The 12,270-nt window shown below is 41.2% G+C and carries 12 protein-coding genes and 1 pseudogene; 8 read left to right on the top strand and 5 right to left on the bottom strand.

The window, feature by feature from the left end; all coding sequences use genetic code 11:
• The first annotated feature begins 25 nt into the window (after positions 1-25).
• Genes AB5062_RS09590 through AB5062_RS09565 form a run of 6 tightly spaced genes read left to right on the top strand, consistent with a single transcriptional unit; the run spans position 26 to position 5,411 of the window.
• Positions 26-1,576: a DUF6850 family outer membrane beta-barrel protein gene (locus AB5062_RS09590; protein ID WP_008670521.1), complete on the top strand. Its 1,551-nt coding sequence runs from the start codon at positions 26-28 to the stop codon at positions 1,574-1,576.
• A 20-nt stretch (positions 1,577-1,596) separates the two neighbouring features.
• Entirely contained in the window at positions 1,597-2,181 is a 585-nt protein-coding gene (locus tag AB5062_RS09585; RefSeq protein ID WP_005847444.1) for a hypothetical protein, read from the top strand.
• Positions 2,165-2,740: a PepSY-associated TM helix domain-containing protein gene (locus AB5062_RS09580; RefSeq protein ID WP_005847445.1), complete on the top strand. Its 576-nt coding sequence runs from the start codon at positions 2,165-2,167 to the stop codon at positions 2,738-2,740. The genes AB5062_RS09585 and AB5062_RS09580 overlap by 17 nt, the downstream gene beginning before the upstream one ends.
• 27 nt (positions 2,741-2,767) lie before the next feature.
• Positions 2,768-3,655, top strand: a complete 888-nt coding sequence (locus AB5062_RS09575; protein WP_005847446.1) for an ABC transporter ATP-binding protein — start codon at positions 2,768-2,770, stop codon at positions 3,653-3,655.
• A 23-nt stretch (positions 3,656-3,678) separates the two neighbouring features.
• Positions 3,679-4,350 (top strand): hypothetical protein, encoded by a 672-nt coding sequence (locus AB5062_RS09570; RefSeq protein WP_005847447.1) that lies wholly within the window; start codon positions 3,679-3,681, stop codon positions 4,348-4,350.
• Positions 4,351-4,382: 32 nt separating this feature from the next.
• Positions 4,383-5,411: a DUF4857 domain-containing protein gene (locus AB5062_RS09565; RefSeq protein WP_005847448.1), complete on the top strand. Its 1,029-nt coding sequence runs from the start codon at positions 4,383-4,385 to the stop codon at positions 5,409-5,411.
• A gap of 568 nt (positions 5,412-5,979) precedes the next feature.
• Here the strand turns inward: AB5062_RS09565 and AB5062_RS09560 are convergent.
• Together AB5062_RS09560 and AB5062_RS09555 are read right to left on the bottom strand one after the other, a co-directional pair.
• Positions 5,980-6,990, bottom strand: coding sequence for a GGGtGRT protein (locus AB5062_RS09560; protein ID WP_005847449.1), 1,011 nt, complete (start codon positions 6,988-6,990; stop codon positions 5,980-5,982).
• An 18-nt stretch (positions 6,991-7,008) separates the two neighbouring features.
• Positions 7,009-7,710 carry an iron-sulfur cluster assembly scaffold protein gene (locus AB5062_RS09555; protein ID WP_005847450.1) on the bottom strand — a complete coding sequence of 234 codons (702 nt, stop codon included), beginning with the start codon at positions 7,708-7,710 and terminating at the stop codon, positions 7,009-7,011.
• A gap of 236 nt (positions 7,711-7,946) precedes the next feature.
• On the opposite strand from AB5062_RS09555, the gene AB5062_RS09550 reads away from it, so the two are divergent.
• A complete protein-coding gene (locus AB5062_RS09550) occupies positions 7,947-8,456 on the top strand; it encodes a DMP19 family protein (protein WP_005847451.1) in 510 nt (169 codons plus the stop codon).
• Positions 8,457-8,625: 169 nt separating this feature from the next.
• Here AB5062_RS09550 and AB5062_RS09545 read toward each other — a convergent pair whose 3' ends face one another.
• Positions 8,626-10,005, bottom strand: a complete 1,380-nt coding sequence (locus AB5062_RS09545; protein WP_005847452.1) for a sodium/glutamate symporter — start codon at positions 10,003-10,005, stop codon at positions 8,626-8,628.
• A gap of 214 nt (positions 10,006-10,219) precedes the next feature.
• Complete coding sequence (locus AB5062_RS09540) at positions 10,220-10,834, bottom strand: hypothetical protein (protein WP_011965633.1); 615 nt, start codon at positions 10,832-10,834, stop codon at positions 10,220-10,222.
• Positions 10,835-11,181: 347 nt separating this feature from the next.
• Between AB5062_RS09540 and AB5062_RS09535 the strand changes: the two genes are divergently transcribed.
• On the top strand, positions 11,182-11,937 hold the full coding sequence (locus AB5062_RS09535; RefSeq protein ID WP_005847454.1) for a hypothetical protein: 756 nt from the start codon (positions 11,182-11,184) through the stop codon (positions 11,935-11,937).
• 164 nt (positions 11,938-12,101) lie between these two features.
• Here the strand turns inward: AB5062_RS09535 and AB5062_RS09530 are convergent.
• A pseudogene (locus tag AB5062_RS09530) lies at positions 12,102-12,270 on the bottom strand (IS256 family transposase); the annotation flags it as partial.

The following is a 12,270-nucleotide window of genomic DNA, read 5'->3' as shown; positions in this document are numbered from 1 at the left end:
ATTGATATATAAATCTTTATTATTCATGATGCTAATCCGAATTATCATTATGTTGCTGATTGCTTTATTTGTGGAGAGTCGGCAGGAAGCCTTCGGGCAGACTACCGACACACTCTCCCTGTCCGATAAGGTAATCCGTACCGCTTCATTTGCGACTGGATTTCGTGGCGAGATATGGCAGAATCCGGCACTTTATTATTACTATACTCCGTATACATGGACAAGGCTGGACGTAAATGGAGCTTATCATGATAAAGGAAAAGCATCTTTGAAACAGGAAGGTGATAAGGATACCCGTATCGGGGTAGATGTCAATTCCTTCGTTATTCTTTCGGAACGTGATCGTGTATTCGGTTCAGCAGGATACAGGAGTGAGAAGCAGGAGAATGTGTTATGGAATGAAAATATAGACTGGAAATTGATCGCTCCTTACGTGACTGGTGATTCCATTGGTGGTTTCCTGAAGGGAGAAACTTATTATTTCAATGGAGGTTACGCCAGTGAGTCAGGTTCCTGGACATGGGGAATCACCGGTGGTTACAGAGCGTCTCATAATTATCGGGATAAAGATCCGCGTCCACGTAATACAGCTTCCGATCTCTCTTTTGCTTTGGGAGCAGGATATCGTCTGGGGACATATCGTTTGGGAGTTTCCGCAGATTTCCGGCTTTATCAGCAGAAAAGTGAGATTTCATTCCTTGCAGATAAAGGCTCTACTTCGGTATACCATATGTTGGGATTGGGCATGGATTATGTGCGTTTCGCCGGAAACCAGACCGGGACGAAGCATCAAGGCATCCGGTGGGGAGGAAGCATAGGCATTCTGCCAGTTGATACGGAAAAGGGGATATCGGCCACAGTTTCAATTGACCGTATGTCAATGGACAAGAAATTGAGCAATGCCAATAATCTCACTTTGCTGGAATTGAATACGACTGATTTGAAAGGAAACGTGACCTGGATGCGGGAACTTCAGCAGGCAGAACACCTTGCTGTGAAACTGGATGCAGGCTATATAGTTCGTAAAGGAATGGAGAATATTTACGGAGAGGCGGGCGGAAGCTCCTATGGAGCATTAATTAGTACATCTCCGGGAATGAAGGTCACGAATAGTCGGATTGCCGTAAGTGGTTTGTGGGAGAAGCTTTTGACCGATAAAGGTGTATGGGGAGGAGCAATTGTCCCAAACATAATCTACCATCGGTTGGAAACGGATTACAACGCCGTATCCCGGTTTGTTCACTTGTCTGTTTTGGAGAGTTCTTTGCGTGCCCGTTTGCTGTATCAGAAGAGGCTGCTACGATTGACCGCAGAAGCTAACGGTGGATATTATGCCAATTTATCGGCTGAATATTCTTTACCGGGATTGAATACCGCGAAGTCGTCCGCCCAGACTTTATTGGCAAATATTGACTATTTATCTGATAGTTATAGTATGGTGGGGATTCGTCTGCAAGGGGATTATCCCATCATGAAACAATATAACCTGTCTTTGTCTGTTCAATGGCAGGCGGCATATTATAAAAAATGCGGAACGGCCCAGTATGCCGTTTGTTCATTGGGCATCTTTTTTTAAAAAATAAAAACAGTTAGCATATGAAAATTAAGTTTATGGTCGCTGCAACCTTAATGGCAGCTTTAGTAACTACTACTTCTTGTGGAAACAGTAACAAACAGAGCCAGTCTGAAAAAACGGAGCAGGCGGCTCCGGCGGCATTGAGCATCGATAATCTGCTGGTGCATGCCGATTCACTGGCCAACAAGGAGGTGACTATCGAAGGAATCTGCACACATACCTGCAAGCACGGAGCTACAAAAATATTCCTGATGGGTAGTGATGATACCAAAACGATTCGTGTGGAAGCCGGACCTTTGGGCTCGTTTGATACCAAATGCATCAACGCTATTGTCACAGTGACCGGAACGTTAAAGGAACAGCGGGTAGATGAAGCTTACTTGCAAAACTGGGAGGCTAAACTGAAAGCACAGACTGAAAAATCTCATGGAGAAACTGCTGCCGGGTGTGATTCGGAAAAAAAAGCACGCGGTGAAACAGCCAGCACCCCTGAAGCCCGTATTGCGGACTTTCGCGCAAAGATAGCAGAAAGAAAAGCTGCTACCGGAAAAGATTATCTGTCATTCTACTATATGGAAGCCAGTTCTTATGAAATCGCAGAATAAAGGTACTGCATTCCGCAAGTGGAGCCGGATCATCCATCGTGATCTGTCTTTCTTCTTTGCGGGAATGATTTTGATTTATGCTATTTCGGGTATCGTGATGAACCATAGGGATAGCATAAATCCCCATTATACAGTTACACGAACGGAATATAAAATAACAGAGGATCTGTCGGACAAGAGCAAAGTTAATGAGAAGATGATTTTGACTTTGTTGGAACCGCTGGGCGAAGCCGGAAATTTTACTAAATATTATTACCCGGAACCGGATCTGATTAAGGTTTTTCTGAAAGGAGGCTCAAGTCTGGTGATTAACACCCGGACAAAAGATGCTGTCTACGAGGGGGTGAAGCGCCGTCCGCTGATCTCTTCCATGGTACAACTCCATTTCAATCCGGGTAAGTGGTGGACTTGGTTTGCCGATGCTTTTGCTGTCTGTCTGATTATTATCACTGTCAGCGGTATAGTGATGATAAAAGGTCCTAAAGGATTGTGGGGCAGAGGAGGAATCGAGTTGGTGGCCGGTATCTTGATTCCTATTCTTTTCCTGGCGTGTTTCTAATAGCAAACGAAAAATGATTTATAAAGCATGAGTGCAATTATAGAATGTAAGAACCTGACCCATTATTACGGTCAACGCAAGATTTATGAGAACTTGAGTTTTGAAGTTCCTCAAGGGCGTATCTTGGGGTTGTTGGGTAAAAATGGTACAGGGAAAACGACAACCATTAATATATTGAGCGGTTATCTTCAGCCGCGTTCAGGCGAATGTCGCATCTTTGGTGAGAACATTCAGACCATGAATCCTGCTTTACGCAGGAATATCGGTTTATTGCTGGAAGGTCATGTTCAATATCAGTTTATGAATATCACACAAATAGAAAAGTTTTATGCTTCTTTTTATCCGGGACAATGGAAAAAGGAGGCTTATTATGACTTGATGAATAAATTGAAGGTAGCTCCGGGGCAACGTATCTCAAGAATGTCGAACGGACAGCGTTCGCAAGTGGCATTGGGACTGATCCTGGCACAAAATCCGGAGTTGTTGATTCTGGATGATTTCTCTTTAGGACTTGATCCGGGCTATCGCCGTCTTTTTGTGGATTATTTACGTGATTATGCCCGTTCCGAGAACAAGACTGTTTTCCTGACTTCCCATATTATTCAGGATATGGAGCGGTTGATTGATGATTGTATTATTATGGATTATGGCTCTATCCTTATTCAACAGCCTATTGAAACGTTGATGAAAGAGCTGAGAAGATATACTTGTACTGTGCCCGAGGGTTATCAGCCTCAGTTGCCGGCAACTTGCTATCATCCGGCTGTCATTCGTCAAACCTTGGAAACGTACTCCTTTTTGCCTCCCGTGGATGTGGAGAAACTGTTGAAGGAAAGTCAAGTTCCCTTTACTGGTTTGCAGCACGAAAATGTAAGTCTGGAAGATGCCTTTATCGGTCTTACCGGAAAGTATTAATATGTAAACTAAATAGAAGAAATATGATACAAGCCATATTTTATAAAGAGTGGATAAAAACGCGTTGGTATTGGTTGCTGGCAACTCTTTTTATGATAGGGATCACAGGATATTCCATGCTTCGTATTGGCCGTACCATTGCCATACAGGGAATCGATCATTTATGGGTAGTGATGGTCCAGAAGGATGCTATATTTATTGATTTGTTGCAATTTGTCCCTTTACTTATCGGTATCTTGCTTGCTGCCGTACAGTTTTTCCCCGAGATGCAACGTAAGTGTTTGAAGCTTACTTTGCATTTGCCTTATTCACAGAAGAAAATGGTCATGTCAATGTTGGCCTATGGCGTACTTGCACTGGTGACCTGTTTTGCTATGAGTTTTATTATGATGGGAGTTTATCTGCCACAACATTTTACAAGTGAGTTGGTGCAGCGTGTTTTATTATCTGCGGCTCCATGGTTTTTTGCCGGATTTGCCGGTTATCTGCTTGTTTCATGGATTTGCCTGGAACCCACATGGAAGCGCAGGGTTTTGAATCTGATTATTGCGGCATTGATTTTCCGTGTCTACTTTCTGGCTCCGGGAGCGGAGGCATATAATAGTTTCTTGCCCTGTCTGACACTTTATACGTTGCTTGCCGCTTCTCTTTCGTGGATTTCTGTGGTACGGTTCAAGGCCGGTAAGCAAGACTAATTGAATGTTTATTATTAAAAAATCAAACAAACATGATTCGATTCAGCAAAATATTTTTTTATATTACCGTAGCTGTCCTGCTTGTATGGCAGTTGCCTTGGTGTTATGCTTTTCTCACACTGAAGCCTGTCAAAACTCCTTTTACTATGTATAGTTCCGTACTTGGTGATTTTGTTATTACACAACTAGATGAGAATAAGCAACTTCACCGCTATGATACGAAAGGCAATACATATACACAACAGCAGGTAGACAGTTTGTTGCCTTCTCTCTATGTGCGCCAGCTTACGGCGGACGAACGTTTCCCTGATACCATTTGTGGTAAGGCAGTTAGTCCGAAAGATATTCAATTGACAAACTTTACTTTCAAGAGTGTGCCGTCAGCCATCAATGCTCCCCAGACAGGACTCTATTTTCTGATGGAGTCCATGTCCAAACGGGTGGATTTGAAAATGCCCGAAGATGCATTCCGTTTTACCGATAAAGGTATAGAATTTATTCGTATGGAAACGAATTGTATCGATGAGGCGAAAAGTAAATTGTTTACGGATATGCTGGTTCAGAAAGGGTTTGCTTTTCCTGCATGCTATGCTTCGGGCAATCCAACTACTCGTAAAGACTATGATGAGGGATATCTGGTTTTAGATGCCAACCATAAATTGTTCCATCTGAAGTGCACCAAAGGACGTCCGTATGTGAAAGCTATTCAGTTGCCTGAAGGAGTCTTGCCGGAATATGTGTTTATTACTGAATTCCGTAGCCGTCGGACTTTGGGGTATATGGTAGATAGCAAGCATCATTTTTATATTATCAATAGTGATGGAAGTTTGGTGAAATCAGCTCTCCCCGGTTTCGATCCGGCAAAAGATGAGTTGACCATCTTTGGAAATATGTTTGACTGGACTGTAAAGTTATCGACAGATAAAGATGATTATTACTATGCTTTGGATGCTACAGATTATTCACTGATTAAAGAACATGCCTATAAAGATATCCGCCGTTCTGTTCCGGGGTTGTCTTTTACATCTCCAGATGACAAATTTGTAAAACCTCGTTTTTGATGTGAATTTGGCAGGGGAAGTCTGATATTAAAATGTATATTAGTTCGAACAGACCGAAAACAACTAGGTAAAGGGGCTATCATGTTAGGCATCAGCTAACTCTACCTTCTGTGAGATACTGCAAATACGGGATTATATAATTGTGCGGACAGACAGGAGGGCGTGAAAACAGCCTTCCTTTTTTTGATAATATTTAAGATACAGGGATTTGATCTAGTTTTTCTTGCTCGTCAATTTTATATTATGATAATCGTTCTTTGAGTATATGCAGGATAAAACAGGTTGTTGAATTTTGCTTGTTTTTAAATTTTCAAAAATGCCAGATTGCATATAAATAATCTTCGTTTTGACCTCCTTTTATCCTAAACCAACTCTTAATTGTATAACCGATTTATGATTTAAAGAACCAATTTCATTCCGTAATTTTAGACAATTATTTGCAATACTTTTGATTGATATTGAAAAATAGGAGGGGGTGGGTCATCAGTTAAACGAATGAAATTACTGGAAATAAAAATCCCTATAACTGCAATGGTTACAGGGATTTATATATTAGCAATGTATTATATTACTTGCTCAAAGCAGTAGCCACGTCAACCGCACAAGCCACTGTACATCCTACCATCGGGTTGTTACCGATACCCAGGAATCCCATCATTTCCACGTGAGCAGGAACTGATGAAGAACCGGCGAACTGAGCGTCTGAGTGCATACGACCCATAGTGTCCGTCATACCGTAAGAAGCAGGACCGGCAGCCATGTTGTCCGGGTGAAGAGTACGACCTGTACCACCACCTGATGCAACTGAGAAATAAGGCTTACCTGCAAGAACACGTTCTTTCTTGTAAGTACCTGCAACCGGATGTTGGAAACGAGTCGGGTTAGTAGAGTTACCGGTGATAGATACGTCTACACCTTCTTTCCACATGATAGCTACACCTTCGCGAACATCATCGGCTCCGTAGCATTTTACTTTTGCACGAGGACCGTCAGAATAAGCGATTTCACGAACTACTTTCAGTTCACCTGTGAAATAATCGAATTCAGTCTGAACGTATGTAAATCCGTTGATACGAGAGATGATCTGTGCAGCGTCTTTGCCCAAACCGTTCAAGATACAACGCAGAGGTTCTTTACGTACTTTGTCTGCTTTTGCAGCGATTTTGATAGCACCTTCGGCAGCAGCGAATGATTCGTGACCTGCCAGGAATGCGAAACATTTAGTTTCTTCGCGCAGCAACATAGCAGCCAGGTTACCGTGACCGATACCTACTTTACGGTCGTCGGCTACAGAACCCGGAATACAGAATGCCTGCAGACCGATACCGATAGCTTCGGCAGCTTCGGCAGCGTTTTTGCAACCTTTCTTCAATGCAATGGCAGAACCTACTACGTAAGCCCACTTGGCATTTTCGAAACAGATAGGCTGAGTTTCTTCACAAGTTTTATAAGGATCAAGTCCGGCAGCTTCGCAGATTGCGTTAGCTTCTTCGATGTCTTTGATGCCGTTTTCGTTCAAAGCAGCAATGATCTGTTTGATACGACGGTCTTGGCTTTCGAATTTTACTTCTCTAATCATATTCTTTCCTCCTTATAATTATTCGTGACGTGGATCAATTTTCTTAACAGCTCCCTGTTCTTCAGTTACACGTCCGTAAGTACCTGTAACTTTCTTCAACGCTTCGTTAGCATCAGTACCCTTCTTGATTTCGTCCATGAACTTACCCATGTGAACGAATTCGTAACCGCAGATTTCGTCGTTCTTATCCAGGAATACGTTCTTGATGTAACCTTCAGCCATTTCAAGGTAACGGGGACCTTTAGCCAAAGTACCATACAAAGTACCTACCTGGCTGCGAAGACCTTTACCCAAGTCTTCCAGACCGGCACCGATAATCAGACCGCCTTCCGAGAAAGCTGACTGAGTACGTCCGTAAACGATTTGAAGGAATAGTTCGCGCATTGCTGTGTTGATAGCGTCACAAACCAAGTCGGTGTTCAATGCTTCCAATACAGTCTTTCCCGGAAGGATTTCAGCAGCCATGGCAGCCGAGTGAGTCATACCTGAGCAACCGATAGTTTCTACCAATGCTTCCTGGATGATACCTTCTTTTACGTTAAGGGTTAGTTTACAAGCACCCTGCTGAGGAGCACACCAGCCAATACCGTGTGTCAAACCAGAGATGTCTTTAATTTCTTTTGATTTTACCCACTTTCCTTCTTCAGGAATAGGAGCCGGTCCGTGATTGGGACCTTTCTTCACAACACACATGTGTTCTACTTCGTGTGAATAAGTCATATTCTTTACGTTTTTTGGTAATAAAATAAATATTCGTAACCACGTGAAAAGATTGGTTATTCTTTTCGCCTACAAAGTTAGTCGTTTTATTCTTTTCTGCAACTTGTTGCCCGTCACTTTTTATCTTTAAATAAAATAAATTTATTGCAGGACAGCATTTTGCAAACTAGAGTTGCCAAAATGTTTTTTCTTTCCGATGAAATTTCTATCTTTGTACCTATATTATAATGATAGGAATGGAAGCAAATAAAATAGCAATTACGGACGAAGCTTTGCGCCGAGGTGCGGAAGAGGGCATGGATGGTTTCTTGAAGGTGTTTATAGATAAATACTTGGAGGTGACAGGAGGTGTTGTCAATGCGGAAACAATGCCTTTGCTCAATGGTTACCAGCATTCATTGTTGGGGTATCATTTCTTGCGTGAAGAAATAAATGAAGGTGGTTTTGTACAATTGATACAGAATGGTTTTGGACCTTATATCTTTGATAATCCTTTTGCAAAAGCAATGCGGCAGTTTGGAGCGAAAGAATTTGCCAAATTGATTTATAGCGCGAAGAAAATATATGATGAGAACCGTGCTGATTTGGAAAAGGACAGGGATGATGAGGAATTTATGGCAATGTATGAGCAATACGAGGCCTTTGATGAGTTGGAAGAGCAGTTCATGGATATGGAAGAGTCGGTAACTGCCCGGATTGCAGAATATGTGGACAATCATATTGAGGAGTTTGCGGAGATTGTATGACAAGGACTTTTGCGTACTTTGTCGGGTATAAGCTCATGCGTTTTGATATAAAAAAAGTAAGTTGGCTTCAATAGCTAAGTAAGATACGTTCGTTGGCTGACGAACCTATGTTGCTTGGTCAAGCAAGTTAACTTACTTTTTTTGTCTTGTTATTCCGGTGTCATTCCATTTATTGTTTCCTGATAAACCAACCTTTGATATAGGCGGTTGCCAGTACGGCAAGTCCTGCCGCCAGGCAGATTCCCGTAAACACCAGTCCGTAACCGTTCAAGAAAGCTACCGGAGCGAAAGTTATCAGAGAAATCTCTACCGGGGCGATGAACAAGTAAGCCAGTGCATAGTTATCCAGGCATCGGCTGCGCATTTTGGGGTCTGCAACGCGGAGCAATGCGATGCCCATAGCCATAGTTCCTGTAAACCATCCCCATGTGAAGATAGCTTTCTCGAACCAACATTCTTTCATTAGTTTGCGGGCCATGACCAGAACATAAATCAGGGTTGCGATTAATCCTGAGACTAACAGAATTAATAAGGGTATGATGTACTCTATTACAACAGATATTTTAATGGAAGCAATTCCAAAAGCTACCAGAAAATCGGTAAAGGCTCCGCTGATGTGGCCTATGGTTTGCGGGCAGACATAATCACTGGTTCTTGTTTTGTCGAATATCTTTTTGATGAATATACCTACCACAAATGCACAACTGAATACCGGCAGTTCAAACCCCGGCATAAAGTGGGATACTGTTTTGCTGATGCAGTATCCGCCTAATGCTATCACTGCTACGATGATAAGATTGAAGGTCAGCGGGTCAATGGAGATGGAAGAGCAAGAACTTTCACCCATGCTTTCCCGTTTGTCGCCGGGCAACAGGCCTGTCTGTAATTCGTGAGGAAGGTCATCGTAATTGGCGAGGAAGGAGGTGTGCCCTTTCTTTGTCCCCCATTTTATGATGATCAGTCCGATAATGACTGCCGCTACGATACCGAAGGTGGCGGCAGTCATGGCCAAAGTTAGAATTTCGTCATATCCGAACTGGCTGAAAGCCTGTCCGATGGCTGCTGCTGTACCGTGCCCGCCGCAATAGCCGCTTGGCATAGTGATGCCGAAGGCAGGGTTCAAGGGCCATATCCGGTTCAGGACAAGCAATCCCAACAGTCCTCCAAAAGCCCATTGCAACAACATTCCTGCCTGTGAATATGCCCACATGCTGCCTATATTGTCTGCATCTCCTTTGGCTGCCTTTTGTGAGATGAGGGGGAGAGCGCCGAAAATGAAGGCTATCAATATGCCGGCATAAGTTCCTGTTTGGGTGGAAAGAGGTATGATGCCGAAACCGTGAGGTCCCAAGGACAGTCCTATAAACCCGGCCAACAGGCTGGGGGGGATGAACAGCCTTTGGATGAATCTTATTTTTACTCTCATGAGTTTGCCGAGCAGTAGCAGTACTGAGATGATGCCTGTATCGACAAAGAGTGTCCACGGGGTGAAATCGGTCATAAATCTAGGGCTTGTTTGGATGTATTCGTTGAAGAATACAGCGTTCATAAATAGTTTATTTTACCGAATCGGTTAGGAATGGAAATTGATCTTATCGGCAAAAATAATGTATAAGATCATGTAGATTGCATATTTAACTATATATTTATCCCGATTCTTTTAGTCATAGGCTGATTAAAAAAATGTTTTTGAAAAATATAGGATAGATGAGGATTGGTTATGCTGTAGTCTACTTCATTACCCTATATTAAATTCAAATGTTTCATTTTATATCTTTAAGAATATAAGTAACCTTGGAACCTTTATTGAATGCTCCTTTCCATTTGCCACTCATCTCTATAGTTTCTCCTTTGTCATTTTCAAAAATAGCCAAATAGGTTGCTGTATATTCTTTGATATATATTTTACATTCAGTCGTTACTTTTGTATGTGGAGAAAGTTTTAGTGTTTCTTTTGATTTATATAGAGGGGAAAGCACTGTTTCGTTAAGGGACAGAGGTGCATGTAAGTCGGATGATAATTTTCTATATTCAGAGCTCAAGGTACTGGCATTAGCTGTAATATCAACCAATATATTCTCTTTTAAAGTCAAAGAATTGAATAGTTCCGGGTCGTCACTGTAAAATTGTGATGTTTCTTTTATGTTTTCTTCAAATGAAAAAGTGATAGACATAGGTTCTTCTGTATTGTTGCTGGTTGTTTTAGGAGGCAACTCAATTGTATCGACTTTCTCGGCATCATCTGCACTAAGTTTCCATTGAATAGATTGCAACTGATAACTGTTGATATCCAGTTCATCATTGCTGCTGCAAGAGTATATAAACAATGTACATAGGGCGGTGATCAATGCTTTACATGATTTCTTGAGTATTAGCATAATATTCTAGATTTTATGGTTAATGGGTGTTTTGTTTCAAAGATAGGAAATAAAGTGGTACTATAGCCCAACTGCTTGTTCTTTTATGTATTAATTTTTATTAATGGGTTAATGGCGGATAGGCTACAAGTGAATTTCGGTGAAAAAAATAGTTAAAACAAAAGATAAAGCAAGTCTTATCAGAGGATGAAACATGAATAAAAAATAATGTTAAAAGACAAGTGGCGACGCAGTATTTAAGCCAATTTTTCATTTAATCATTAAAACAATAAAAAGAATTAAGTTTCTTTCTTGGAAACCGATTCTTTTATTTAATTTTGCAAACCCTAATAATTATAAAGAAGAAAATGAAAAAAATGAAATTGGCAGCAATATTTGCTGGGTTAGTATCGGTGTTTACTTTTAGTTCTTGTTTGAATGATGGTGATAGCGGCCCCAATTATGATCTTTATGAGATCGTTACTGTGGAAGATGGTAGTATTTTTGGTGGACCTGTCCTGAAAGGAGATGCATGGGGATATACTTATACTCCAGTGGCTTCAAGTGTATTGGCCGGTCTTAAGGCATCTGATGGCAGTTATTACAAGCGTGTGCAGGTAGGGATCAAACTGATGGAAGGAGAAGCGATTACAGAGGGGAAAAAGTCTTATAAGGTAAGTGAAGTTGGCCTAATAGCTATTTTGAATTATAAAGATTTTAATGTTCAGGCTGATACATTGAAAAATGAGTATGCACTAGTGTCATTGGAGGATTCTAATAATAAGATATGGGCTATAAATGGATATGTCAACGTACCTTTTACCTTTAAAACTAAAGAACAGCTGAACATGAATGATTTCCATTTATATGCTGTAGAAGCCAAGGAGGATACATTGGTGACAAGACTTCGACAGACCAAAGGGGCTGATGATGCTTATCAGACAGGAGGTGCTTTGATTAGTTTCCATATGCCTTTTAATGATATGGAATTTCGTGACATTTTCGATCAAGTAGTGCCTAAGAGTGATACTATTGTAGTTAAGGTGACTGCAAAGGGAGAAAATGACAAAGAACTTGTTTCTACAGTGAAATGTAGTGCTTCGAATATGCAAGGAAGTTATTAATAATACTTTATTATATAGTGAAATCCCCTTCAGTTACGGTTGAAGGGGATTTTTATTTAATGGAACTATGTGGTTCAATTTATAAGATAAGGGGGGGAAGAAATTTGACGGTACTGTCCAAAATTTTGTGTAAATGGAAACAGGATTCAGTTGTAAGTTTGTTCTTATATCTGGATTCTGTTTTCAAATATAAGCATAAACTGGTTCATAATCAATCCCCAGTTTGAAATAGGCATTGTCCATTTCTTTTCAATCTCCATAAGTGAAAGATACACGTTTTTTTTTACGGCATCGTCCGACGGGAATGAAAGCTTTGATTTGGTGTACTTTCTG

This window comes from Phocaeicola sp. RTP21359st1_B8_RTP21360_211022 (assembly GCF_040911965.1).
Taxonomy (GTDB): Bacteria; Bacteroidota; Bacteroidia; order Bacteroidales; family Bacteroidaceae; genus Phocaeicola; species Phocaeicola vulgatus.
This window is presented reverse-complemented; position numbering and strand designations above follow the sequence as displayed.